Consider the following 24,721-nt stretch of genomic DNA (forward strand, 5'->3'; position numbering starts at 1 on the left):
GAATCCAAATCAACCTGCGTCTAGTGCTTTGATTTTCCAGAAGAACTCGCATCGGTAGGAAATGGTGGGCGACCCTGGAATCGAACCAGGCGTGAGTCGCCTCGAGGGAGTTACAGTCCCCTGCCACACCTTGCGGCCTGTCGCCCACTTTTCCTGCGCAAACTGCGCCGAACGTGGGGCTGAGTATCGCGACGGGCGGGGCGCGTCAATATGAAAAATCACCCAAATGCACTTGTCTCGGCCGGGCGCTTGGCGCATTGTCCGGGCCTTGTGAAAAGGCAGATCAGTGGATGGACGGATCGCGTTATGAAAAAGCCAAAATGGGTTGTAGGAAAAGAGCAGGCGAAGCGAAAAGCTGCGTCTGAAACTGTGTGGCTTTTTGGGCTTCATGCGGTGCGTGATGCGCTGGTGAACCCAGAGCGTGAAAAGCTTAAGCTGATTGTCACGAAAAACGCCGCCGACAAGTTGGCGGACGCGATCGAGGCATCCGGCATGACCCCCGAAATGGCCGATCCGCGCAAGTTTCCAGCCCCCCTTGATCCCAATTCCGTGCACCAAGGCGCAGCCCTTGAGGTGAAGCCATTGAACTGGGGTGACTTTGCCACGCGTGTATTGGGTGGCGAAGGGAAAATGCCTGTTGTGGTGCTGCTTGATCGCGTGACCGACCCTCACAATGTTGGCGCGATCCTGCGTTCGTCCGAGGTGTTCGGCGCAAGTGCGGTGATTGGCACAAAACACGGATTCCGCTCCTGAAACCGGAGCCTTGGCTAAGACCGCGTCGGGCGCGCTTGAGCGTCAGCCCTACCTCCGCGTGCGCAATCTTGCCGACACGATGACTGAACTGCGCAATATGGGTTTTGTTCTGCTTGGCATGGATGGCGAGGCGGATGAGACCATCGAACAAGCACTTGCTGCCCGTCCAGATGCTCCGGTGGCGTTGGTCATGGGGGCCGAAGGGCCGGGCTTGCGTGAAAAGACCAAAGCGACCTGTGACGCGCTGGTCAAGATCCCATTCGCGCGCGACTTTGGGTCGTTGAATGTGTCCAACGCCGCGGCCGTTGCATTGTACGCCACCCGGCTCACGCGGTGATCAACTCCCCGTGCAGGGGGCTGTAATACATCGGGATTGAACGCAGATTAGGGGAAACCGAAAGGAGACCCTAATGACGCATATTACCCGCCGCCGCGTATTAACCGGACTTGTTGCCCTCCCCTTGGGCACAACGCTTTTGACCTGCCCTGCATTTGCGGCCAGCCCGCCCGTCTATTCGGAAGATGGCATTGCGTGGGATGGCCATGATCCGGTGGCCTATTTCACCAAAGGCGCACCGACGCCCGGCGTGGCTGAGTTCTCGCTGGAATACGACGGCGCAACGGTCCTGTTCTCAAGTGCTGAAACCCGCGACATGTTCACCGCAGACCCTGCGAAATACGCCCCGCAGTTTGGTGGGTACTGCGCCTATGCGGCCAGCAAGGGCTACATCGCCCCAACGGTGCCTGAAGCTTGGACCATCTTTGAGGACAAGCTTTACCTGAATTTCAGCCTGCGTGCGCGCGAACTTTGGTTGCAGGATGTGCCGGGCAACATCGAAAAGGGGATCGCCAACTGGCCTGGCATTCTTTCGGCCTGACGCGTCACGGGGGGATCACAAGTGTTTTACCAGACCTTCCAATCCCGCCGAGGCGACATACCTGTTTGACAGAGGCCAGGCTGTGGAACGCCTGAAACCTCTATTCACTGTCCCTCGTTCCACCAACTGCGCCCGGAGATTTTTCTCTGGGCGCTTTTTCTTTTGCGGGCTTGGAAATGATGCGTTGGGGGCATAAGTGCAGAATATTGACTCAATCAGATATCGATACCCGCCTTAAGCAAATCCTGACAACGACCCGTGTGATTGGTCTTGTCGGGTTGTCCCACAAACCTGAACGGGCAAGCCATCGCGTGGCCGGGTTCCTGACCCGCAAAGGCTATCGCGTGATTGGGGTGAACCCGGGGTTGGCAGGGCAAGAAATGTTTGGCGAAACGGTTGTGGCTTCGGTCGCGGACCTTCCTGCCGAGACTGACATGATCGACCTTTTCCGCCGCTCTGAAACCATCGAGCCGATTGTGGATGAGGCGCTTGAAACGCTGCCGAACCTCCGCACCGTCTGGATGCAGTTGGAGATATTCAACGCAGCCGCCCGCACAAAGGCCGAAGCACGTGGGATCGAGGTCGTGGAAGATCGCTGCCCAGCAATTGAATACCCACGTCTGATCGGGGACGGTGCGCTGGTTGGGTAAATCAATGACTCTGGACAGAGTGGCCGGGGAAAGCAGCCCTAGCGCGCGGCCTTCTCGGCGATGCCTGATGTGCCTTCGCGACGCTCAAGCTCGGCCATAACATCCGTCAGTTTCACGTCGCGTGCGGCAAGCATGACCAGAAGGTGATAGAGCACATCTGCGGCTTCGGCTGTCAGGTTCTCGCGGTCGTTCTTCACAGCAGCGATTATGGCTTCGACCGCCTCTTCTCCGAATTTCTCGGCGCATTTTTCTGGGCCTTTAGCCAGCAGTTTGGCCGTCCAGCTGCTGTCAGGGTCAGCGGATTTGCGTCCCTCAATGGTCGCTGCGAGTTGCTCTAGAATGCTCATGTCAGCCTCATCGGAATGCCTGCGGCGGCCATGTGTTCCTTGGCCTCGCGAATTGTATAATCGCCGAAGTGGAAGATTGACGCGGCCAACACAGCGCTTGCGCCGCCTTCAGTCACACCCTCCACAAGGTGGTCCAGATTTCCAACGCCCCCGGATGCAATCACCGGCACATGCACCGCGTCTGAAATGGCGCGGGTCAGGGGCAGGTTGAAGCCTGCGCGGGTGCCGTCGCGGTCCATCGAGGTCAACAGGATCTCGCCTGCGCCCTTGGTTTCCATCAGTTTGGCAAACTCGACCGCGTCAATCGGGTTGCCGTCGGCGTCCAAAGCGGCTTTGCGTCCGCCGTGGGTGAAAATACCCCATTTGTTGGGGGTGCCATCCGCGTCATGCCCGATGGTCTTGGCATCAATGGCCACGACGATGCACTGACTACCAAAACGATCCGCAGAGCGCGCGATTACATCCGGGTCTGCCACTGCGGCCGAGTTAAAGCTGACCTTGTCCGCGCCCGCCAGAAGCAGGTCGCGCACGTCTTCAGGCGCGCGCACACCGCCACCAATGGTCAGCGGCATAAAGCATTGTTCAGCCGTGCGCGTGGCCAGATCAAACATGGTGCCACGGTTTTCGTGGGTCGCTTTGATGTCGAGGAAGCACAGTTCATCCGCCCCAGCGGCGTCATAGGCGCGCGCTTGTTCCACCGGGTCGCCTGCGTCGATCAAGTCGACGAAGTTGACGCCTTTCACTGTGCGGCCTTCGGCCACGTCGAGACAGGGAATGATACGGGTCTTGAGCATTGTGCCCTCGGTTGTTTGACGGGTTCGTGTTTACTGCGCCTGCGCCTCAGGTGCAATTGCCGTGCGCGCGATGCGCCGCATGGCGTCGCGCACGATCAGGATGTGAAACGGCATAACCATAGCAAGATAGATGTAGCCGGCCAGATTGTGGCGATGCACCCAAGTCGACATATGAATTGTATCGTGGGATTTGTAGACCGAGATACGGAAGTCTTGGTGCCAGTCATCGGTGCCCACGATGACCTCGTTCTCATCTTCGAAGACAAGCGGGAAGATACTGTCCACATAGCCGCTGTCGATCTGCGTTTTGAACCCAAAAGGCGACAGAATGCGATTGCGAATTTTCAAAAGCGCCATAGCCCAAGTCGGTAGGGTCAACCCAACTTGCAACGCCTCTTTTACCGCTAGGGGGCTGGTCACCGCATAGCCATCGATGAAGTCACCTTTGGCGAAACTGTCCCAAAGCTTTGATGTCCGGGGCAGGGGTGTCGTGCGAACCCGGCCCATCTTATGCGCTTTTTAAGACCCCTAGGGCCTCTTTCAAATCAATCGCGCCATCATAAAGCGCGCGGCCCGAGATGGCTCCGTCCAGCGGCGCACCGCAGCTTTTCAACGCGCGCAGATCAGCCAGAGAGCTAACGCCTCCGCTCGCGATCACGGGAATAGAAACGGCACGCGCCAGATCGGCCGTCGCCTCGACATTCGGGCCCTGCATCGCGCCATCGCGGTTGATGTCGGTATAGATAATGGCCGCGACGCCTGCGTCCTCAAATGATTTCGCAAGATCGGTGACCATCACGTCGGTTTCTTCAGCCCAGCCTTTGGTGGCGACGCGCCCGTCGCGCGCATCAATGCCCACGGCAACTTTGCCGGGGAAAGCGCGGGCAGCTTCGCGGACAAGATCGGGGTTTTCCACGGCCACGGTTCCAAGGATCACGCGGCTTAGGCCCTTTTCGATCCAACCTTCAATCGTTGCCATGTCGCGGATGCCGCCGCCCAATTGGGCAGGCACGTCGATCGCGCCAAGAATGGCCTCGACCGCGCTTCCGTTCACCGGTTCACCCGCAAAAGCACCGTTCAGGTCAACAAGGTGAATCCATTCACAGCCCGCGTCCTGAAATGCCCGCGCTTGCGCTGCTGGGTTGTCGTTGAATACGGTCGCTTCTTCCATTTCTCCGCGCAAAAGGCGCACGCATTGGCCGTCTTTCAGGTCGATGGCAGGATAGAGGATCATGGCAAGCGCTCCGTTAAGCTGTCGATTGCGCTGCTTTTTACATGGACAAGGGGGAAAGCCAAGCAAGACCTCCCGTGACGTCACACTTGCCACAGCGACGTCGAGGACGTCAGGATAACCGCAAAACAGGGAGGTAACTATGAAACGAGTGATTGCAGCGGCAGCGCTGGCAGTTGGTCTGGCCGGGCCTGCGATGGCCGATCCGGTACTGGGCGTGTGGAAAACACAGGTAGATGACGGTGCCTATGCACATGTCACATTTTCACAATGTGGTACGGCGCTTTGTGGCGTGATTTCTAAAGCGTTTGATTCTAGCGGAGAGATCAGTACGCCGAATATTGGCAAACAACTGGTTTGGGACATGAGCCCAAATGGCGGTGGCAAGTATTCAGGTGGCAAGATTTGGCAACCCTCGACGGGTAAGGTCTACAAATCAAAAATGACCCTCAAAGGAACGACTTTGAAGGTTGCAGGTTGTGTCGGGCCGATTTGTAAGAAACAAACATGGTCACGGATCAAGTAACGAGTGCTCCATAACGACGAAGGGCGCCGAGTATGGCGCCCTTTTTTGTTTACGGTGTCCAGTTTAGGAAATTCGCAATCATGCGCAGCCCGGCGGCTTGGCTTTTTTCCGGGTGAAACTGCATACCGATTAGGTTGTCACGGCCAACGATTGCTGTGATGTCGCCTGCATAGTCACAATACGCCAGCCGTTCGTCCGCATTGTCGACTACGAAGTGGTAGGAGTGCACGAAATAGGCGTGGTCGCCGGTTTTCACGCCGTCCAGCACAGGGTGATCGCTGTCGATCACCAGATCGTTCCAGCCCATATGGGGCACTTTAAACGTGGGATCAGCCGGAGTGACCTTGCGCACATGGCCCTTGATCCAGTCAAACCCGTCCGTGTCTTGATACTCGTGACTGACGGTCGCCAACATTTGCATGCCCACGCAGATTCCCATGAAGGGGCGGCCCTGTTGGATCACAGCTTCTTCCAGCGCTTCATAGATGCCGCGATGGTCGGACAGTTGTTGACGGCAGGCCGGGAAAGCCCCGTCGCCGGGCAAGACGATCCGGTCGGCGCGGGCCACGTCTTCGGGCTTGGTGGATACAATCACGTCACCTGCATTCGTTTCCGCCGCCATGCGTTGAAACGCTTTTTCGGCCGAGTGCAGGTTGCCGCTGTCATAGTCGATGATCACGGTCAGCATGTTGGTCTCCGGGTCGGATGCGCTTTAAAGCGCACCCTTGGTCGATGGAATTGCGTCCGCCTTGCGCGGATCGGTTTCAACAGCAACACGCAACGCGCGCGCCACAGCCTTGAACGCGGCCTCGGCCACGTGGTGGGCGTTGAAGCCGTGAATTTGGTCGATATGCAGCGTGATGCCGCCATGGGTCGCAAGGGCTTGGAAGAACTCGCGCACCAGCTCTGTGTCGAAGGCGCCAATCTTGGGGGCGGCAAATTCCACATTCCAGATCAGGAACGGGCGGGCTGACAGATCCAGCGCCGCACGCACCTGCGCGTCATCCATCGGCAGGTGGCATTCGCCGTAGCGACGGATGCCCTTTTTATCACCAAGTGCCTCGACAAGGGCTTGCCCGATGGCAATGCCAGTGTCCTCGACTGTGTGGTGGTCGTCGATGTGCAGATCCCCTTCGGCGCGAATCGTCATATCGATCAGCGAGTGGCGCGATAACTGGTCCAGCATGTGGTCAAAGAACCCCACGCCAGTCTGGTTGTCGTATTGTCCGGTCCCGTCGAGATTTAGCTCAACCGAGATCGCGGTCTCCGCGGTTTTACGAGTGATCGTGGCACGCCGCATCAGGTCATCCTTCTTCTAACTGCGCTCCTTATAGGGGGGGAACGCAGTGGCGAAAAGGCGGCTTTGAAACTGCATAAGCAATGTGTGGCTATCCCGCTTTGAGTGGTTGAAGTGTCAAACGCCAGTCTGTCCCCATATTCGAAGGGTCATGCAGCCTGAGACATTACGAACTCGCGCGGGCAGATCTTCCATCAGAAAACTCAGGTCTTCTCGGGACATATAGGTCAAAAAGCCGCGAATCACTGTGTTCAGTTCACGCGTGTGAAGTTCCAACGCACCGGGTTCGCAATGCATGTAACCCTCGCGTTCAGCAAGCCCGCGAAAAGCGTGATGTTGTGCCATGAAGCCAAACACATGATCGGGGGACCAGCGCAGCAGGCTTGTTGCCAAAGCGAAGCGGGCCAAAATCCCAGGAAGGCCCGTTCCGCGGTACCGCTCGCTGCTTTCGACCCAAAGGTCACCGTGATAGCAGATTTTTCCAGTGATCCGCTTTGCCCCAGGGCCTGCGCGATACATGCTGCGGTTCATGTCCAAAGTGTACCCAGGTGGTGCAAACCTTTGAAAATTCTCGCTAAGATAGTCTGAAAGGAATGTTTCAGACATATCAATCATGCGCATTGCCTGCGAATGCATCATCTTGCCTTCATTGTCCCAGCCAACAATCCAGATCCCGTTGTCTTCGGTCAGAGTTTGGTTTTCGGGATCAAACGCCAGACCAAGCGGTAGCTTGGTTCGGTGTTCAGCAATATAACGCGCATAACGATCGAAATCTGAACCAATTTCGATCATCACCCCTTTGTCATTTATGATGTCCAGCATGCGTGTAATGTACTGCGCGCCGGTGAATGTGTCGTGAATGGTCATCGGAACCTCGTGGTTGGTGGTCGTGACCAAGTTTCGCGCAGACGTTGCGATTTGTCGAACGAAGGTGCCTGTAGTTGAATTTTGGTAACAATATGGCGCGAACTAGACACAGCCGCCGGATGGGGCTTTTTAGAACGGCGGTTTGAGGTCCATCGCCAGTTCAGGAGGCATCGCAAGCCGCATTTCATCGGGCAGTTCCAAAATCTGAACATTCAATGTGCGATCAATAAGTGTCGCCAGTGCCAAATCGCCGTCCGCATATCTGCAGGCCATCACCAGGCGGTGATACGAGATTGGCGTTGGGGTGGCGTCTGGCCCATACGGCATATGGGTATGAATGTGATCCAGCCGAATGCCTCGGGTACTGGCCACATCATGAAACGATTGGGTCAGCAGATAGCTGTATCCCTTGTCGGTCGGCAGATTAACGGCACTACGACCAACGGCTGATCTATATTTTTCCCACCCAAACCATGTCGCGAATGACGATTTTTCGCCCACTTCGGTACAAATCCAGTCTCCGTTCATCTGGTTGTATCGAAAGACCATCAAATATGGTCGCAACTTGGCAAAATCTGGGCTTTCAAGCTGTCCTTCGGACTGCGCCCAGCAGTGAAACCCGAACTTAAGAATCTCGGAAGAGTTGTCCCAAAGTGAGGTCAGAGGGTGTTGTTGCAGGAAGTAGGGATCTTCCCCTCTTGCAATGCCAGGTAGTGCAAACCGAAGACATGCCGGCTTTCGCTGTTCAACCAGGCTTCGCCCCGCGCCAGCAGTTCCTCGGCTTCCTTTAGGGCATTCCCTCCTGTCTCGGTCAGTTTGTATTGACGGTTGTCAAACGAGAACAGCGGATTCCCCATATATTCTTCAAGATGGGCAATGTGTCGGCGGACTGTTTGGCGCGTGCTTCCAAGGTCTTTAACAGTCCTGGAAAGGTTCAGCGTTTGCGCCAATGAGGCGAACGACCGGAGCATCTCATACAACAGTGCAGGTGCATCACGATGGGTCATTTATGTTCCCTTAACTGTAAACGCATTGTGCACAGAGGTGAAACACATCACCTACTTCCCCGGGCGGACGATAAAAATACCCTTGTAAAAAAGGCCTCACGCAGAGTTGGTAACATAAATCACCCATCATGTAACCAAAAATGTTACATAGTTGTTCATTACTCACCAATTGGGTTTCATATGGTTTGGTGCCATTCTCCCTTAGCGGGAAACAATTATGTGGTGAAAAAATGGTACATCCGGTAGACATTCATGTCGGAAAGAAAATTCGCGAAGTGCGTCTGCTACGCGGCATGACACAGGTAAACGTCGCCGAAAAACTGGGACTGTCGTTCCAGCAACTTCAGAAATATGAAACCGGGTATAACCGGGTTTCAGCCAGCAAAATGTTCGAAATCGCTCAATTGCTTGATGTCGAACCGGCATATTTTTTCGAGGGTCTGCCACGTGCTGGCATGCCTGAGCGCGAAGCGCTGGACGAACGTACGGCCAAAGCCGCACAAGCGCTGTCGTCGATCTCGGATGACAAGATCCGGGCTCAGATCCAGTCCATGATACACGAGCTTGCCGGGCGCCAGTCTCTGAGCGCCTGAACCAGACATCCTCTGAGGGGAAGGATGATTTGGGGAAAGGGGATGCGCGCTGCGCGTCCCCTTACTTTTTTGGGCACATGCCGCACGGCAATTGCGAAGCCATTCAACGTATCGCGTTGAGGCTGCAAAACACGGTTTTCATATGTGGTGGGGAACTTGGTTCCATTTGGAGCGGGCGAGGCGATTCGAACGCCCGACCCTAACCTTGGCAAGGTTATGCTCTACCCCTGAGCTACGCCCGCTTCCTATGGCAGTGTCCGGCGGGTGACCAGACTGGGTAACCGATTGGAGCGGGCGAGGCGATTCGAACGCCCGACCCTAACCTTGGCAAGGTTATGCTCTACCCCTGAGCTACGCCCGCTTCCTTCGGTGAGGCGGAGATATGAAATACATGCGCTGGCTGCAAGGGGAAAAGCACGAATTCCCCTCTTTTTTTTGCTGGCGGGCCTTGGAATGTGGATGGGTTGGCTTGGTGCACAAAGAAGTGAACTTATTTAGGCCAAATTCTAATGTAATCTAGTTCCACTAACGTCAACGAGTATCAGAATCATCCGGGGGAGGGTGAATTTGGAGTTATCTGCTTGCAACTACCAAAGGGTCGTTTCCGAGCGTGAGCGCGCCTCTGCACTTGCGCTTGAAAGTTGCGTCGTTTGTGGTGTGACGGCTTCGGAATTGAAGGCTCGGGGTGAAAACCTTGAAGTCTGTGGTGAAGAATACATGGCATCCTTAGGGGGGGCTGGGCGTGTGCTAACGCCTGTTGCGCTTTGCCCTAAATGCCACGAAGCCAACCATCGCGATGCGCACAATCATCACAGTGCCTGTCAGGTCAAAGCGCGCCAAAGCCGCGAAAGCAGCTTTTAAGTAAGCTTTGAAATATGGGTCTTGTGTAAAAGAGAAACGGCCGCCCAAGGGCGGCCGTTTTCATTTAGGCTTGTCGGGATCTATTCAAACTCGATGAGCAGGTCTTTTGCGTCGATTTGCCCACCGGCCTGGATATGCAGCCCGGTTACCACCGCATCGCGTTCGGCGTGGATGCCTGTTTCCATCTTCATCGCCTCGATGGTCAGAAGAAGGTCCCCTTCTTTCACTTGCTGACCTACCGCCACGGCGACAGAAGCCACCACGCCGGGCATCGGGGCACCCACATGGTTTGCATTGCCATCTTCGGCTTTGGGGCGCGCTTGTGTCGAAGATTTCACCAAACGGTTCGGGACGCGGATCGTGCGCGGCTGGCCGTTCAATTCAAAGAACACCTTCACTTCGCCCTTTTCATCGGTCTCACCCAACGCTTGCAGGCGGATTCTCCAGCGTTTTGCCCGGATCAATCTCGGCCGAGATTTCTTCCCCCGGCTCCATGCCATAAAAGAACGTCTTGGTGGGCAAGGTACGTACCGGACCGTATTGGCGGTGACGGCCCATGTAGTCCAGGAAGACCTTGGGATACATGAGATATCCGTTCAAATCCTCATCATCCACCTTGAAGCCTTGAAGCTCATTGGACAGTTCCGCACGGGCGGCTTCCAGATCGACTGGCTCCAGATGTTTGCCCGGACGTTCCACATTGGGTTTCTCATCCTTCAACACCTTCTTGATGATCGATTTCGGGAACCCACCGGGAGGTTGACCAAGATTGCCGCGCATCATGTCGACCACTAAATCGGGGAAGGCCACGTCGGCCTTGGGGTCCTCGACCTCTGAACGGGTCAAACCTTGGCTGACCATCATCAGTGCCATGTCTCCAACGACCTTGGACGAAGGTGTCACCTTCACGATGTCCCCGAACATCTGGTTCACATCCGCATAGCTTTGCGCCACGTCGGGCCATTTCTCTTCCAGCCCCAACGAACGCGCTTGCGCCTTAAGGTTGGTGAACTGGCCGCCCGGCATTTCGTGCAGGTAAACCTCTGATGCAGGTGCCTCCAATCCGCTTTCAAAGGCCGCATACTGGTGGCGAACGCCTTCCCAATAGTTGGAAACCTCGCGGATTGCGCCAATGTCCAGTCCGGTGTCGCGGTCGGTGTTGCGTAGCGCTTCGACAATCGAGCCCAGACAAGCTTGAGACGTTCCGCCCGAGAACGCGTCCATCGCCGCGTCCACCGCATCAACGCCCGCGTCGCTTGCTGCCAGAATAGTCGCACCTGCAATGCCGGATGTGTCATGGGTGTGGAAATGGATCGGCAGACCAACCTCTTCCTTCAACGCCTTGATCAACACACGCGCAGCTGCGGGTTTCAGAAGACCCGCCATGTCTTTCAGGCCCAGCACATGTGCGCCTGCGGCCTCAAGTTCCTTGGCCATGCCAACATAGTACTTCAGGTCGTACTTAGCGCGGTCTGGGTTCAGGATGTCGCCCGTGTAGCACACTGTGCCCTCGCAAACCTTGTTTGCTTCGACCACAGCGTCCATCGCGACGCGCATGTTTTCAACCCAGTTGAGGCTGTCAAACACACGGAACACATCCACGCCAGACGCCGCTGCTTGAGCCACAAAAGCCTGCACCACATTGTCCGGGTAGTTTGTGTATCCAACCCCGTTCGAGGCGCGTAGCAGCATTTGCGACATCACATTCGGCAGGGCCACGCGCAAGTCACGCAGACGCTGCCATGGGCATTCCTGCAAGAAGCGATAGGCAACATCAAAGGTCGCGCCGCCCCAGCATTCCACACTGAACAGCTCTGGCAGGTTGGCTGCATAAGCCGGTGCGACTTTGATCATGTCGATCGAGCGCATGCGGGTCGCCAGAAGCGACTGGTGCCCGTCACGCATTGTCGTGTCAGTGATCAGAAGCTGCTTTTGCGCCTTCATCCAATCGGCCACGGCTTGCGGGCCCTCGGCTTCAAGCAAGGTGCGCGATCCGGCAGCCGGTTCCGCACGCAGCGCGGGCGGTTTGGGTTCTTTTAGATCGGCGGCCGGGGCCGGGCGATCCGTTGTCTCGGGATGACCGTTAACGGTGATATCCGCGATATAGGTCAGTACTTTAGTGCCGCGATCACGACGTTTCGAGAACTTGAACAGCTCGGGTGTCTCATCGATGAACGTCGTGGTGTATTGGTTGTTCAGGAACACCGGGTGCTTAAGCAGGTTTTCGACGAAAGCAATGTTGGTCGACACACCACGCACGCGGAATTCGCGCAGGGCGCGGTCCATCCGGGCAATTGCCTTTTCGGGTGTCTGCGCCCAGGCGGTGACCTTGGTCAGCAGGCTGTCGTAGTAGCGCGTGATCACGCCGCCCGCATACGCCGTGCCGCCATCCAAACGAATGCCCATACCTGTGGCCGAGCGGTAGGCGGTGATGCGACCATAATCCGGAATGAAGTTGTTTTGCGGATCCTCTGTGGTGACACGGGTTTGCAGCGCGTGACCGTTCAGGCGGATGTCATATTGGCTGGCTTTGCCTGTGGCCTCGGACAGCGACTTGCCCTCGGCTATCAGGATTTGGGCCTGCACAATGTCGATGCCGGTGACCTCTTCTGTCACGGTGTGTTCGACCTGCACGCGCGGGTTCACTTCGATGAAGTAGAACTTGCCGTTTTCCATATCCATCAGGAATTCAACGGTGCCCGCGCATTCATAATTTACGTGGTTGCAGATTTTGCGCCCAAGTTCGCAAATTTCCTCGCGCTGAGCTTCGCTCAGATAAGGGGCAGGCGCGCGTTCAACCACTTTCTGGTTGCGGCGCTGAACGGAGCAGTCACGTTCATAGAGGTGATAGATATTGCCGTGGCTGTCGCCAAGGATCTGCACCTCAACGTGACGGGCGCGGGTGATCATCTTTTCCAGATAGCCCTCGCCATTGCCGAAGGCGGCTTCGGCTTCGCGACGGCCTTCCAAAACTTTCTCTTCAACTTCGTCTTCGCTGAAGATGGGGCGCATGCCGCGTCCACCACCGCCCCACGACGCTTTCAGCATCAAGGGATAACCGACTTCGGCCGCTTCTTTCTTGATCGCGGCCATGTCATCGCCCAACACCTCGGTGGCGGGGATGACGGGCACGCCTGCTTCAATGGCGACCTTGCGGGCCGAGGCCTTGTCGCCAAGCGCGCGCATGGTTTCGGCCTTAGGGCCGATGAAGGTGATGCCATTGGCGGCACAGGCGTCCACGAAATCGGGGTTCTCAGACAGAAGGCCATAACCGGGGTGGATCGCGTCTGCGCCACATTCCTTGGCCACGCGGATGATTTCATCAATCGACAGGTAAGCGGCAACTGGTCCCATGCCTTCGCCGATGCGATATGCCTCGTCCGCCTTGAACCGGTGCAGGCCAAGTTTGTCTTCTTCGGCATAGACCGCAACGGTCTTTTTACCCATCTCGTTTGCGGCCCGCATGACGCGGATGGCAATTTCACCCCGGTTGGCAATCAGGATTTTCTGGAAGTCGCGCATCAAGTTTCCCCTAGGTTCCAATTTTGGAATTGCCGGATTCGTAGGGCTTGCCGCGCTGCAGCGCAATAGTTTTTGAAGGGTTTGCGCAAGGTTTAGCGCTAAATTGGTAAAACTAAGTTACCAATTTAGAATCGTGACTAAGAGAGCTTTGATAAAAGCCCCCCCGGTTGGCGCATGATTCGCCCGTCCAGTTCCAGATTCACCAATTCGGGTAGAATCTGTTGTGATCTCAGGCCATGTGATTGGCCGATATCGCGGATCAATTGATCCTCCGCCAGCGGGCAAGACCCTAGCCGAGACAGGATCTGTCCATGCAATTCGGCTGTTTCCGCCAATGTCCTTTTGTCACGTGTTCCGACAGATTCTGTGGTGGCAGAAGCGTCATTTGTCTGCACATTCGCGTCAGCTGAAGGTGCGGTGACGGCTGGTCCGATGGCCTCAATCACGTCGGCGGCGTTGCGGACAAGCACTGCGCCGTCCCGGATCAGCATGTTGCATCCAAAGGCGCGGGCATCAAACGGATGTCCGGGCACAGCCAAAACATCTCGCCCCTGATCCAAGGCGTTGCGCGCAGTCAGAAGTGAACCGGATTTTGCGGCAGCCTCGACAACAACAACAGCACGCGCCAAGCCTGAAATCAGGCGATTGCGGCGCGGAAAGTGGCGGGCTTGGGGTGTCATGCCCGGCGGCATTTCTGAGATTCGCAGCCCGTCACGGGCGATGTCTTCCGCCAGAACGGTGTTTTCTTTTGGGTAGATCACATCCACTCCGCCCGCTTGCACAGCGACGGTTTTGCCCGATGCCAGCGCTTCGGTATGGGCAACCGTATCAATCCCGCGTGCCAGTCCGGACACCACGGTAAAGCCTGCCTCGGACAGTTCACCTGCCAGCTTGCGGGCCATGCGCGTGCCAATGGATGAGGCGTTGCGCGCGCCGATCAGTGCCACCATCGGACTGTGCAACAGCGAGTGATCCCCCATCGCCCAAAAGAAAGGAGGTGGGTCGGAAATCTCGGACAACAGTTCAGGATAGTCCGGCGTGCCCCACGCAATCATGCGGGCTCCGACAAATTTCGCGCGTTGATGTTCGTTTTGGGCGACCTCGATCGGGCAAAGCTCGTAGTCTTTGACGCCAGCGGCGCGCGCGACTTCTGGCAACGCCTCAAGTGCTGCGCGTGCTGTGCCGTGTTCGTTGATTAGACGAAAGAATGTCGCCACACCCACGCGGCGTGACCGCAAAAGACGGATCCAATCCAGCTGATCTTCCGCTGACTGGGGTGAGCAGGTGGGGTGAAGAGAAGGGAGTATATCCGTCGGCATGGTTGATTCCGTCTTTTGCGGATTAACCATGCACGGGAATTGGTTAACGGAGGGTGAAGGCCCGCCAATAGGCCCATAGAAGTGCGGCAGCTCCGGCGATGAGAAAGGCGGCCGTGATTTCTTCAGTCGGGATCAACCAGCCCAAGCTGTCGCACAGCCAGACGGTGCCCATTGCTGTCATGGCGGCTAATCCTACATGCCACAAGCGGTTTAGCGGGAAGGCACCCGCGGGAAGGTCGGCGCTTGGCCTGTCCGATTCCCCAGGGCGTAAGATCAGCCACAGCGCCAGCCCGCTTAGAGCCAATGGTCCGATGGAAAATGGTAGCGCGACAGAAGCCCAAAGAAGTCCCAAAGCCCAGACCATCAGGAAAACGCTCCAACGTTCCAGCGCGATGGGGTGCCAGACTTGCGCACGGGACAATAAGACCAGACCCAGCGCCCAGATCACCGACGTCACCACAGCAAAGAACAAGAAATCTGACCCGATCAAATGCGTGCCGCTGGGTTCGGCCCATGTCCATGTGCTCCAAAGCCCCCAAGCGATGCCGGCGACCGCGTGCAATGCTATCGAAGTCCACGGTTTCTGAGCACTCATGACATGGCGCAACAGATAGAGCCCCAACAGCACGTCAATCGGAGCGTGCCAACTGACCGATGTCCAAATCCAAGAAATCGGTGGGGCTTCGTGAACCACCGGGACGATCGCGCCCTCTGTGATCCATCCATAGAGACACGCCGCAAGAAACAAACCTGCCATTCCCCGCCGTCGCGCGGAGGGAAGCAAAAGAAGAAATGCACAAGCTGCTAAGGCGTAATAGGCTGTCGTTTCAACCACTCCGATGATCGCAGGGCCCGGGTTGGTCCGAAGTGACATCACCGAATTTACCGGGCCTTCGTTCATGAAGAAGAACTCGGAAAAGAACATCAGGATCAGCGCGCTGCCGATTATCGAAAGTGCGCGGTTCTTGATGCCCTCTATAAAGCTCACGCCGCCGAACCACCTACCGTTAGACCACCGATCAACAGGGATGGCTGCCCGACACCCACCGGTACCGATTGCCCCGCCTTGCCGCATGTGCCGACGCCGGGATCCAGCGCCATGTCATTGCCGATGGCGCGGATTTGCTTCATCGCTTGTGGGCCGTCACCTATCAGGGTCGCGCCTTTCACGGGCGAGCCAACCTTGCCGCCTTCAACGCGGTAGGCCTCGGTGCAGGAAAACACGAATTTGCCATTGGTGATGTCCACCTGACCGCCGCCGAAGCCGACGGCGTAGATACCGTCCTTCAGCTCGCCCAACACCTCTTCCGGTGTGGCGTTGCCGCTTTCCATGATGGTGTTGGTCATGCGTGGCATTGGTGCGTGGGCATAGCTTTGACGGCGTCCATTTCCAGTGGGGGCGACACCCATCAGCCGCGCATTCTGGCGGTCCTGCATGTAGCCGACCAACACGCCGTCCTCAATCAGAACTGCGCGGCCCGAGGGCGTGCCTTCGTCATCCACTGTGATCGACCCGCGCCGATCGGGCAGGGTACCATCATCCACGACAGTCACGCCCTTGGACGCGACTTGCTGGCCGACGAGGCCCGAGAAGGCCGAGGTGCCCTTGCGGTTAAAATCCCCCTCAAGCCCGTGGCCTACGGCTTCGTGCAACAGGATGCCTGGCCAGCCATTGCCCAGCACGACATCCATTACACCCGCCGGCGCAGGCACCGCGTCGAGGTTCACTAAGGCGATGCGAAGCGCTTCACGCGCGGTGCTTTGCCATTGCTGTGCGTGCATCAACCCGGTCAGACCGGCCCGTCCGCCGCCGCCAGAAGATCCGCTTTCACGCCGTCCGTCCTTTTCCACGATGACCGAGACATTTAGTCGCGTCATGGGCCGTGTATCAGACACCAGTGCGCCATCTGGGCGCAGGATATGCACCTCTTGCAGTGAGGCCGCGATGGTTGCTGATACCTGAACCACACGCGGATCCAGATCGCGGGTGAAGGCATCAATCTCGCGTAGGGTTTCGACCTTCAGGCCAAAACCAGCATCTGCCATTGGGTCGTCGTCGGAATAGAGCTTGCGATTGGTTCGGGCAGGTCCATCAGCCCACGTGCCACCACCATCACCTACAGCAAGGCGCGCGGTCGCAGCCGCACGTTTTAAGGCGGATTCGCTGATTTCGGTCGAATGGGCGTAGCCTGTGGTTTCCCCCTTCACGGCCCGCAATCCAAACCCTTCCGAGGCGTCATAGCTTGCATTACGAAGCCGTCCGTCATCAAAAACAAGCGCTTCGGATCTCATGCGTTCGAAAAACAGCTCTCCATCATCTGCACCATGGGTGGTTTCAGCCAGAATCTTTTGGGCCCGATCTTGGTCAATCAGGGTGTCAAAAGGACGAAAGGTGGTGGTCTCGGTCATGGGGGGCCTCGAGTTTGCGCTAAACGCGGCGTTGTTCATTAACTTGCGAAGGTTTTTCCTTGTTCCCAGCTTTCTAATATGGTTTCACACCAATGAGAAACAAGGGATTCCCGCGCCCATGTGCGGGAGAGGCAAGAGTGCGCATCAGCTTGAACCGGAAATCACCGGTGTCGGGCTGCGCCGCACAGGGAAGAGAAAGACGAATATGATGCGTTTCAGCAGCCTTTTCGCCACTGCAACAGCAATGATGACAGCGGGTGTCGCCACCGCGCAGGAAAACCTCGAGGTGATCGGTAAGCCGGTTGACGGCGGTATGGGTTTTCAGCCAGCCGCAACAAATATTGCCGAGGCCGCGCAGGGGCTGGACGGGCTGATCAATGTGATCATCTTCGCGATTACGATTTTCGTAACCGGTCTTCTTCTGTGGGTGATCGTGCGCCACAACCGCCGCGCTAATCCCGAGCCCGCAACGTTCTCGCACCACACAGTGATTGAGATCGCTTGGACGCTGATCCCCGTTGTGATCTTGGTGTTCATCGGTGCATTCTCGCTGCCGGTTCTGTTCCAGCAGCAAGTGATCCCGAAAGGTGACGTTGTTATCAAAGTGACCGGCTACCAGTGGTATTGGGGCTATGAATATCCCGAGCATGAATTTGGTTTCGACAGCTTCCTGTTGGACAAATCGGCACTGGAAGAGCACGGCTATGACAAAAGCGACTACCTGCTGGCCACCGACACCGCCGTTGTTGTGCCGACCGGCAAAAAGGTTGTGATGCAAGTCACCGCTGCGGACGTGATCCATTCGTGGACCATCCCTGCTTTCGGTGTGAAGCAAGACGCCGTTCCCGGCCGTCTGGCAGAGCTGTGGTTCGAAGTTGAGCCCGGCAAAGAAGGCATCTATTTCGGCCAGTGTTCCGAGCTTTGCGGCAAAGACCACGCCTATATGCCGATCACCGTGAAAGCCGTGACTGAGGCCGAGTATGAAGCTTGGCTGAAAGGCGCGATCGATGAATACGCAGACAACGCGACTGCCGCGCCAGCTGCCATTCAGGTCGCATCGACCAACTGATCATAGGGAAGGGGGCGACCCCTTCCGACCTGACCGCCCCATTCGGGGCGGTTTGTGCAAAAAAGCCCCTAGCCAAAGCGCCAAATCAACATGAGCGACGCCAGCATTCAAACCACCAAGACCGAGACCGGCGAAGCCGGTTTTGGCGACTATTTCGCGCTTCTTAAGCCGCGGGTCATGTCTTTGGTTGTCTTCACCGCGCTTGTTGGGCTGTTGGTTGCCCCTGTGGGTGTTAACCCAATTGTCGGTCTTGCCTCGATCCTGTTCATCGCTGTTGGCGGAGGTGCCTCGGGCGCTCTGAACATGTGGTGGGATGCGGATATCGACCGCAAGATGAAGCGCACACAGGCCCGTCCGATCCCTTCCGGCAAGGTTGAAGAAGGCGAAGCATTTGCCATCGGCATCGCTCTGTCGGTCATGGCGGTGGTCATGCTCGGGCTGGCCGCCAACTTCACGGCTGCAGCTTTGCTGGCTTTCACCATTTTCTTTTACGTCGTGATCTACACGATGTGGCTTAAGCGCTGGACGCCGCAGAACATCGTGATCGGTGGCGCGGCGGGTGCCTTCCCTCCGATGATCGGTTGGGCTGTGGCCACGGGCGGCATCTCGATCGAAAGCGTTCTGATGTTCGCGTTGACCTTTGCATGGACGCCGCCCCATTTCTGGGCGCTGGCACTGTTCACCAAAGGCGACTACGCCAACGCAGGTGTGCCGATGCTGACCGTGACCCACGGGCGCAAGGCAACGCGTGCCCATATCCTTGGCTACACGTTTGCGCTGGCCGCTGTTGCGATCGCGCTGGGCCTGACCTCGGTCGGTGGTCCCACATATATGGTGATTGCGCTGGTTTTGAACGCGATGTTCATCAAGGGCGCGTGGGATGTTTTCCGTCGCACCGATGAAGACAGCGAAGCCGACACGCACAAGGCTGAACGCGGGCTGTTCAAGCTGTCGCTGGCATATCTTTTCCTGCATTACGGTGCGCTGCTGATCGAAGCATCGCTGAAACCGTTCGGTCTTGGGGGCTGGGGCTAATGGCGATCAAAGCAGAACACGAGCTGCACAAGCGCCGCTTTTCCCGCAATGTCGGGCTGGGCTTGGTGCTGGTTGGCTTCGTCGCCCTTGTTTACGGCCTGACCGTGGCCAAGGTGAGTGAAATTTATCAGCCCGAAGCAACCTCCGAGGCCAGCGAATGAGCCTGACGCCGCACCAGACAACAGCTGCCAAGATGGTTGGCGTGGTGGTCCTGATGGGATCGCTTAGCTGGGCGTCGGTGCCGTTTTATGACTGGTTCTGCCGTGTCACGGGCTTTGGTGGTGTCACTGGTGTGGCTTCAGAAGCATCCGACGTGGTGCTGGACCGCAAGGTTCTGGTGCGCTTTGACGCATCGAAAGAACGCGGCATGCCGTGGGAGTTCAAACCCGTCCAGCACGAGATGGAGAATCCGTCTGGGTGAAACCGGTTTGGCGTTCTACGAAGCCTACAACCCAACCGACCGCCCGGTTGCTGGCACCGCCAGCTATAACGTGGCCCCATTCTCGGCGGGTGGGTTTTTCACCAAGATTGACTGCTTCTGCTTTGAAGAGCAGGTGTTGCAACCCGGAGAGCGCGTGACCATGCCGGTCACCTTCTACGTGGACCCCGAAATCATTGAGGATCGCGAGGCAAAATACGTGAATGCAATCACGTTGTCCTACACGTTCCACGAAACTGAATTGCCGGAAGAGGTCGCGCAGCTTGCGCCGACTTCAATGACCGTGCAAAACTGACGCCAGAAGAACAGGGACTATACGCTTATGGCACATGCAAAGAACCACGATTATCACATTCTACCGCCCTCGGTGAACCCACTCCTGGGTGCTATCGCAGGCTTCGTTATGCTGTTTGGCGCCGTTCAATGGATGGCCAATGGCATGCCTTGGATGTTCTTCATCGGCTTGGCCGGTGTTCTTTACGTCATGTTCGCATGGTGGTCGGACATCGTGCACGAAGGCGAAACAGGCGATCACACATCGGTTGTGAAAATCGGCCTGCGCTACGGCGTGATCCTGTTCATCATGTCCGAAGTTATGTTCTTCGTTGCGTGGTTCTGGAGCTTCTTCAAACACGCCATGTACCCCATGACAGAAGGCTCGCCCAAGATTGACGGCATCTGGCCGCCCGCTGGGATCGAGACGTTTGACCCGTGGCACCTGCCGCTGATCAACACGCTGATTTTGCTTCTGTCGGGTTGCGCCGTGACTTGGGCGCACCACGCGATTGCACATGAAAACAACCGCAAAGATCTTGTTTGGGGGCTGACCCTGGCCGTAATCCTGGGTGTGATCTTCACCATGTTCCAGGCGTATGAATACAGCCATGCTGCCTTTGACTTCTCGGGCAACATCTATGGCGTGAACTTCTTCATGGCGACCGGCTTCCACGGCTTCCACGTCATCGTCGGCACGATCTTCCTGTTCGTCTGCCTGATGCGCGCGATCAAGGGTCACTTCACCCCGGAAAGCCACGTCGGCTTTGAAGCCGCCGCTTGGTACTGGCACTTTGTTGACGTTGTATGGCTGTTCCTGTTCGCAGCTGTTTACATCTGGGGCGGTTGAACCTGACCCGCAAATAGTCCTAATCAAGGGGCGCGAGGGGGCAACCTTTCGCGCCTTTCTCTTTTCGGGTTTCCCTTATGCGTCAAGCCATCGCCATCATTCTAAGCCTTGCCGTGCTGGCCCTGTTCATCGGGCTGGGCACATGGCAGCTTCAACGACTTCAATGGAAAGAAGCTTTGATCGCCGAGGTTGAGACCAAGATCGCAGCGGACCCGGTGGGCTTGCCGGATGCCCCGAATGAAGCCGCGCACAAATACCTACCGGTGCACGTCTCAGGCCAGTTTGAGGCCGGCGCAGTGCTGGTGTTGTCCTCTGATCGCAACTATGGCGCGGGGCACCGATTGATCTCGGTGTTTGAAACACAGGATGGGCGGCGTATTCTGATTGATCGCGGTTTTGTCCCAGTTCAGTCGGCACAGCCAGAGCTTGCAGGTGGGGATAGTGCGATCACCGGCAACTTGTATTGGCCGGACGAAAGGGACGGATACACCCCTGAAGACGATATCGCAGGTAATACATGGTTTGCCCGTGACGTGGACAAACTTGCCCAACATCTGAACACAGAACCGGTTCTGATCGTCGCGCGCACCCCGACCTCTAACATGATTTTCACAATGCCGATCACGTCTGAAGGCATCCCCAACCGTCATCTAGAGTATGTCGGGACATGGTTTTTGCTGGCGCTCACATGGTCGGTGATGACACTCGCCTTGCTTTGGCGTAAGAAGCGCCGAAACCCCTGAAGGACTCAAATTCGATGCGCTATATCTCGACCCGTGGTGATGCTCCTGTTCTTAGCTTCGAAGAGGCTATGCTGACCGGCCTTGCGCGCGATGGTGGCCTGTATGTGCCCGAAACCATCCCGACCATGTCGACAGATGAAATCGCGGCGCTCGCTGGCCTGTCTTATGAAGAGATCGCCTTTCGTGTGATGCAGCCATTCGTTGGGGACAGCTTCACCGATGCTGAGTTTAAAGAAATCATCGCCAAGGCCTATGCAGGGTTCGGCCACGACGCCCGCGCACCTTTGGTGCAGCTTGGCCCGAACCATTTCCTGTTGGAGCTGTTCCACGGCCCGACGCTGGCCTTCAAAGATTTCGCAATGCAACTGATTGGTCAGTTTTTTCAAGTGGCGCTTAGCCGTCGTGGTGAAAAGGTGACCATCGTGGGTGCGACTTCGGGTGACACCGGATCTGCTGCCATCGAAGCCTTCAAAGGTTTGGACGCCGTTGACGTGTTCATCCTGTTCCCCCATGGCCGTGTGTCTGACGTTCAGCGTCGACAGATGACCACGCCTGCCGAAAGCAACGTGCACGCGCTGGCCATGGATGGCGACTTCGACGATTGTCAGGCGCGCTTGAAGGATATGTTCAACGACTTTGACTTCCGCGATGGTGTAAAGCTCGCTGGTGTGAACTCGATCAACTGGGCGCGGGTTCTGGCGCAGGTGGTATATTACTTCTCTTCCGCCGTGTCGCTGGGTGCGCCACATCGAGAAATCAGCTTCACTGTACCGACCGGAAATTTCGGCGACATCTTCGCGGGCTATATTGCCAAGAAGATGGGTCTGCCGATTGACCAGCTGGTGATCGCTACGAACCAGAATGACATCCTGCACCGCACGATGGAAACTGGCGCTTATACCAAGGCGGGCGTCACGCCTTCGATCAGCCCGTCGATGGATATTCAAGTGTCCTCGAATTTCGAACGTGCCCTGTTTGACGCCTATGGACGTGATGGCAAAGCGGTCGCTGGCCAGATGGATGATCTGAACGAAGGTGGCTTCGCGATCAGCCAAGGTGCGATGGAGTATCTGAAAGAACAATTCACATCAGGCCGTGCATCGGAAGACGAAACCATGGCGCAGATCAAGACCAGCTTTGCCACAACCGGCGAGGTACTATGCCCGCATTCTGCCGTCGGCGTGAAAGTCGCGAACGAGCATCTGGGCGACAGCCCGATGATCACGCTCGCAACGGCGCATCCTGCCAAGTTTCCCGCTGCCGTCAAAGATGCCTGCGGAGAAGACGTGCCCTTGCCGCCGCGCATGGCGGACCTTTTCAACCGCGACGAACGCGTAACCCGCGTGGCCAATGATCTGGACGCGTTGAAAACGCTGATCCTTGAACGTACCGGAAAGGTCACCCCTGCATGACCGTGCGTTTAGATCGTCTTTCGAACGGCGTACGCGTCGTGACAGAACATATGCCGGGGCTGGAAAGCGCCTCTTTGGGTGTGTGGGTGACCGCGGGTGGTCGCCATGAAACGCAAGCCCAGAATGGCATTGCGCATTTCCTTGAGCACATGGCCTTCAAAGGCACCCAAAAACGAACCTCGTTGGAGATCGCGGAAGCGATCGAAGATGTGGGTGGCTATATCAACGCCTACACATCGCGCGAGGTCACAGCCTATTACGTACGTGTCCTGAAGGACGACGTAGCGCTTGGGCTCGACGTGATTTCCGACATTGTGCTGAACCCGGTTTTTGATGCGGGCGAGATCGAGATCGAACGCGGTGTGATTTTGCAAGAGATCGGACAGGCGTTGGACACCCCTGATGACGTGGTGTTTGACTGGCTGCAAGAAGCTGCATTTCCCGATCAGCCGATTGGGCGCACGATCCTTGGCCCGGCCGAGCGGGTGAAGTCCTTTGGGCGCGACGACCTTTCGGGTTTTGTTGGCCAGCACTATGGGCCGGATCAATTGATCCTGTCCGCGGCAGGGGCTGTGAACCACGATGAAATCCTGCGCCTTGCTGAGGAGGCATTTGGCGGGTTGGCATCGCGTCCGACACTTATTCCCGATGCGGCTCGATGGACATCGGGCGCACATATCGAAGTGAATGACGCGTTGGAGCAGGTACATTTCACGCTTGGCTTTGAAGCGCCTTCCTATCGTGACGAAGGCTTTTACGCCGCGCAGCTTTTCAGCTCGGCGCTTGGCGGCGGTATGTCGTCACGACTGTTTCAGGAAGTGCGCGAAAAGCGCGGGCTTTGCTATTCGATCTTCTCGCAGGTCGGATCATACGACGACACCGGCATGATGACGGTTTATGCGGGCACATCCGGGGATGATATCGCCGCTTTATCAGGCCTTTGTATCGACGAATTGAAGCGTGCCACCACGGATATGACCGACCGGGAGCTTGAGCGCGCCCGGACGCAGATGAAAGCGGGTCTTCTGATGGGGCTGGAAAGCCCATCAGCACGCGCGGAACGGATGGCCCGACTGGTTGGGATATGGGGCAACGTTCCGTCCCTGGCCGAAACGGTTGAGAAAATTGAAAAGGTTACGCTGTCTGACCTGAAGGCCTTTGGTGAATCGCTGTCACAGGGCGCAATGGCAATGGCCGTCTACGGGCCAGCTGCGAAAGCCGAAAGCCTGGAGGCGCTTCAGGAAAGGCGCGCTGCTTGATGTTTGCAAGGTCCAAGAAGGTTCGGATCGAAACCGAGCGTATGACGCTTCGTCCGCCGCTGCATGGCGACTATCGCGCTTGGGCTGCGCTTCGGGCCACCAGTCGTGATTTTCTATCCCCGTGGGAGCCCACATGGGCTCCGGATCATCTGACACGGAAAAGTTTCACCAATCGCGTATATTGGGCCAGTAGGTCCGTCGCGGGCGGCACTGCACTTCCACTTTTCATGTTCCGCAGGCAGGACAACGTGCTGTTGGGGGCGGTGACGCTCGACAATATCCGACGCGGCCCGTCGCAAGCCGGCACCACCGGTTATTGGGTCGGGGAACGCTTTGCCCGTCAGGGATACATGCGCGAGGGGCTTGAGGCGCTGGTTCACTACGCGTTCAACGAACTTGATTTGTCGCGGCTTGAGGCCGGATGCCTGCCAGAAAACACCGCGTCGCGCGGGGTGTTAGAAAAAGTTGGTTACAAATACGAAGGCGTGGCGCAAAGCTATCTTCAGATCAACGGACGCTGGCGCAACCACGTGCTCTATGCCAACCTGCGTTCTGACCGACGTGGCCGCACGCAAGCCGGATAGACG

25 protein-coding genes, 3 tRNA genes and 3 pseudogenes are annotated in these 24,721 nt (G+C 57.0%); 15 read left to right on the forward strand and 16 right to left on the reverse strand.

Going from position 1 to position 24,721, the window contains the following annotated elements; translation table 11 throughout:
• Positions 1 to 62 precede the first annotated feature (62 nt).
• Positions 63 to 146: transfer RNA gene (locus AC0L6A_RS05620), tRNA-Tyr, on the reverse strand.
• Positions 147 to 306: 160 nt separating this feature from the next.
• Here AC0L6A_RS05620 and rlmB point away from each other — a divergent pair.
• From rlmB to AC0L6A_RS05635, 3 genes and pseudogenes are all read left to right on the forward strand, one after another.
• Positions 307 to 1,090, forward strand: a pseudogene (rlmB, locus tag AC0L6A_RS05625) (23S rRNA (guanosine(2251)-2'-O)-methyltransferase RlmB).
• 73 nt (positions 1,091 to 1,163) lie between these two features.
• The gene (locus tag AC0L6A_RS05630) at positions 1,164 to 1,631 is read left to right on the forward strand and encodes a YHS domain-containing (seleno)protein (protein WP_473292754.1); all 468 of its coding nucleotides are present in this window, start codon (positions 1,164 to 1,166) and stop codon (positions 1,629 to 1,631) included.
• A 206-nt stretch (positions 1,632 to 1,837) separates the two neighbouring features.
• Positions 1,838 to 2,281 (forward strand): CoA-binding protein, encoded by a 444-nt coding sequence (locus AC0L6A_RS05635; protein WP_473292755.1) that lies wholly within the window; start codon positions 1,838 to 1,840, stop codon positions 2,279 to 2,281.
• 38 nt (positions 2,282 to 2,319) lie between these two features.
• On the opposite strand, the gene AC0L6A_RS05640 is transcribed toward AC0L6A_RS05635, so the two are convergent.
• The 4 genes from AC0L6A_RS05640 to hisA are packed head-to-tail and all read right to left on the reverse strand — an operon-like array spanning position 2,320 to position 4,656.
• Positions 2,320 to 2,628 carry a phosphoribosyl-ATP diphosphatase gene (locus AC0L6A_RS05640; RefSeq protein WP_473292756.1) on the reverse strand — a complete coding sequence of 103 codons (309 nt, stop codon included), beginning with the start codon at positions 2,626 to 2,628 and terminating at the stop codon, positions 2,320 to 2,322.
• Positions 2,625 to 3,422: an imidazole glycerol phosphate synthase subunit HisF gene (hisF, locus tag AC0L6A_RS05645; protein ID WP_473292757.1), complete on the reverse strand. Its 798-nt coding sequence runs from the start codon at positions 3,420 to 3,422 to the stop codon at positions 2,625 to 2,627. The genes AC0L6A_RS05640 and hisF overlap by 4 nt, the downstream gene beginning before the upstream one ends.
• A gap of 30 nt (positions 3,423 to 3,452) precedes the next feature.
• Positions 3,453 to 3,929: a DUF2867 domain-containing protein gene (locus AC0L6A_RS05650; RefSeq protein WP_473292758.1), complete on the reverse strand. Its 477-nt coding sequence runs from the start codon at positions 3,927 to 3,929 to the stop codon at positions 3,453 to 3,455.
• Position 3,930: 1 nt separating this feature from the next.
• Positions 3,931 to 4,656, reverse strand: coding sequence for a 1-(5-phosphoribosyl)-5-[(5-phosphoribosylamino)methylideneamino]imidazole-4-carboxamide isomerase (gene hisA / locus AC0L6A_RS05655; protein WP_473292759.1), 726 nt, complete (start codon positions 4,654 to 4,656; stop codon positions 3,931 to 3,933).
• 139 nt (positions 4,657 to 4,795) lie between these two features.
• Here hisA and AC0L6A_RS05660 point away from each other — a divergent pair, with 139 nt between their 5' ends.
• Entirely contained in the window at positions 4,796 to 5,179 is a 384-nt protein-coding gene (locus tag AC0L6A_RS05660; RefSeq protein ID WP_473292760.1) for a DUF2147 domain-containing protein, read from the forward strand.
• A gap of 49 nt (positions 5,180 to 5,228) precedes the next feature.
• Here the strand turns inward: AC0L6A_RS05660 and hisH are convergent, their stop codons facing one another.
• The 5 genes from hisH to AC0L6A_RS05685 all read right to left on the reverse strand — a co-directional run bounded on the left by hisH (position 5,229) and on the right by AC0L6A_RS05685 (position 8,350).
• On the reverse strand, positions 5,229 to 5,867 hold the full coding sequence (hisH, locus tag AC0L6A_RS05665; RefSeq protein ID WP_473292762.1) for an imidazole glycerol phosphate synthase subunit HisH: 639 nt from the start codon (positions 5,865 to 5,867) through the stop codon (positions 5,229 to 5,231).
• Between the two features lie 24 nt (positions 5,868 to 5,891).
• Entirely contained in the window at positions 5,892 to 6,479 is a 588-nt protein-coding gene (gene hisB, locus AC0L6A_RS05670) for an imidazoleglycerol-phosphate dehydratase HisB (protein ID WP_473292763.1), read from the reverse strand.
• A 114-nt stretch (positions 6,480 to 6,593) separates the two neighbouring features.
• On the reverse strand, positions 6,594 to 7,343 hold the full coding sequence (locus tag AC0L6A_RS05675) for a hypothetical protein (protein WP_473292764.1): 750 nt from the start codon (positions 7,341 to 7,343) through the stop codon (positions 6,594 to 6,596).
• Positions 7,344 to 7,472: 129 nt separating this feature from the next.
• A complete protein-coding gene (locus tag AC0L6A_RS05680) occupies positions 7,473 to 7,892 on the reverse strand; it encodes a hypothetical protein (protein WP_473292766.1) in 420 nt (139 codons plus the stop codon).
• A gap of 110 nt (positions 7,893 to 8,002) precedes the next feature.
• On the reverse strand, positions 8,003 to 8,350 hold the full coding sequence (locus AC0L6A_RS05685; protein WP_473292767.1) for a LysR family transcriptional regulator: 348 nt from the start codon (positions 8,348 to 8,350) through the stop codon (positions 8,003 to 8,005).
• A 230-nt stretch (positions 8,351 to 8,580) separates the two neighbouring features.
• Between AC0L6A_RS05685 and AC0L6A_RS05690 the strand changes: the two genes are divergently transcribed.
• The gene (locus tag AC0L6A_RS05690; protein ID WP_246935111.1) at positions 8,581 to 8,943 is read left to right on the forward strand and encodes a helix-turn-helix domain-containing protein; all 363 of its coding nucleotides are present in this window, start codon (positions 8,581 to 8,583) and stop codon (positions 8,941 to 8,943) included.
• A gap of 167 nt (positions 8,944 to 9,110) precedes the next feature.
• Here the strand turns inward: AC0L6A_RS05690 and AC0L6A_RS05695 are convergent.
• Positions 9,111 to 9,185 (reverse strand) — tRNA-Gly (locus tag AC0L6A_RS05695).
• A gap of 44 nt (positions 9,186 to 9,229) precedes the next feature.
• Positions 9,230 to 9,304: transfer RNA gene (locus AC0L6A_RS05700), tRNA-Gly, on the reverse strand.
• A 296-nt stretch (positions 9,305 to 9,600) separates the two neighbouring features.
• Between AC0L6A_RS05700 and AC0L6A_RS05705 the strand changes: the two genes are divergently transcribed.
• Positions 9,601 to 9,804 (forward strand): hypothetical protein, encoded by a 204-nt coding sequence (locus AC0L6A_RS05705; RefSeq protein ID WP_473292768.1) that lies wholly within the window; start codon positions 9,601 to 9,603, stop codon positions 9,802 to 9,804.
• An 80-nt stretch (positions 9,805 to 9,884) separates the two neighbouring features.
• Here the strand turns inward: AC0L6A_RS05705 and AC0L6A_RS05710 are convergent.
• The 4 genes and pseudogenes from AC0L6A_RS05710 to tldD all read right to left on the reverse strand — a co-directional run bounded on the left by AC0L6A_RS05710 (position 9,885) and on the right by tldD (position 17,054).
• Positions 9,885 to 13,326: pseudogene (locus tag AC0L6A_RS05710) on the reverse strand (pyruvate carboxylase).
• Between the two features lie 137 nt (positions 13,327 to 13,463).
• Complete coding sequence (gene dprA / locus AC0L6A_RS05715) at positions 13,464 to 14,645, reverse strand: DNA-processing protein DprA (protein ID WP_473292770.1); 1,182 nt, start codon at positions 14,643 to 14,645, stop codon at positions 13,464 to 13,466.
• Positions 14,646 to 14,688: 43 nt separating this feature from the next.
• Complete coding sequence (locus AC0L6A_RS05720) at positions 14,689 to 15,633, reverse strand: hypothetical protein (protein ID WP_473292772.1); 945 nt, start codon at positions 15,631 to 15,633, stop codon at positions 14,689 to 14,691.
• Positions 15,630 to 17,054: a metalloprotease TldD gene (tldD, locus tag AC0L6A_RS05725; RefSeq protein WP_473292773.1), complete on the reverse strand. Its 1,425-nt coding sequence runs from the start codon at positions 17,052 to 17,054 to the stop codon at positions 15,630 to 15,632. The genes AC0L6A_RS05720 and tldD overlap by 4 nt, the downstream gene beginning before the upstream one ends.
• 205 nt (positions 17,055 to 17,259) lie before the next feature.
• Here tldD and coxB point away from each other — a divergent pair, with 205 nt between their 5' ends.
• The 9 genes and pseudogenes from coxB (at position 17,260) to AC0L6A_RS05770 (ending at position 24,718) form a co-directional block, all read left to right on the forward strand.
• Positions 17,260 to 18,123 (forward strand): cytochrome c oxidase subunit II, encoded by an 864-nt coding sequence (coxB, locus tag AC0L6A_RS05730; RefSeq protein ID WP_473292774.1) that lies wholly within the window; start codon positions 17,260 to 17,262, stop codon positions 18,121 to 18,123.
• Positions 18,124 to 18,213: 90 nt separating this feature from the next.
• Entirely contained in the window at positions 18,214 to 19,158 is a 945-nt protein-coding gene (cyoE, locus tag AC0L6A_RS05735) for a heme o synthase (RefSeq protein ID WP_473292775.1), read from the forward strand.
• Entirely contained in the window at positions 19,158 to 19,319 is a 162-nt protein-coding gene (locus AC0L6A_RS05740) for a hypothetical protein (protein ID WP_473292777.1), read from the forward strand. The genes cyoE and AC0L6A_RS05740 overlap by 1 nt, the downstream gene beginning before the upstream one ends.
• Positions 19,316 to 19,892 (forward strand): annotated as a pseudogene (locus tag AC0L6A_RS05745) (cytochrome c oxidase assembly protein). Before AC0L6A_RS05740 ends, AC0L6A_RS05745 begins: the two are co-directional and overlap by 4 nt.
• Positions 19,893 to 19,919: 27 nt before the next feature.
• Positions 19,920 to 20,720 (forward strand): cytochrome c oxidase subunit 3, encoded by an 801-nt coding sequence (locus AC0L6A_RS05750; protein ID WP_473292778.1) that lies wholly within the window; start codon positions 19,920 to 19,922, stop codon positions 20,718 to 20,720.
• A 77-nt stretch (positions 20,721 to 20,797) separates the two neighbouring features.
• Entirely contained in the window at positions 20,798 to 21,463 is a 666-nt protein-coding gene (locus AC0L6A_RS05755) for an SURF1 family protein (RefSeq protein ID WP_473292779.1), read from the forward strand.
• A gap of 14 nt (positions 21,464 to 21,477) precedes the next feature.
• Positions 21,478 to 22,875 (forward strand): threonine synthase, encoded by a 1,398-nt coding sequence (gene thrC / locus AC0L6A_RS05760; RefSeq protein ID WP_473292781.1) that lies wholly within the window; start codon positions 21,478 to 21,480, stop codon positions 22,873 to 22,875.
• Positions 22,872 to 24,134, forward strand: coding sequence for a M16 family metallopeptidase (locus tag AC0L6A_RS05765; protein ID WP_473292782.1), 1,263 nt, complete (start codon positions 22,872 to 22,874; stop codon positions 24,132 to 24,134). The genes thrC and AC0L6A_RS05765 overlap by 4 nt, the downstream gene beginning before the upstream one ends.
• Positions 24,134 to 24,718 carry a GNAT family N-acetyltransferase gene (locus tag AC0L6A_RS05770; RefSeq protein WP_473292783.1) on the forward strand — a complete coding sequence of 195 codons (585 nt, stop codon included), beginning with the start codon at positions 24,134 to 24,136 and terminating at the stop codon, positions 24,716 to 24,718. Before AC0L6A_RS05765 ends, AC0L6A_RS05770 begins: the two co-directional genes overlap by 1 nt.
• Positions 24,719 to 24,721: the final 3 nt, after the last annotated feature.

The organism is Aliiroseovarius sp. D2-2 (assembly GCF_055809455.1).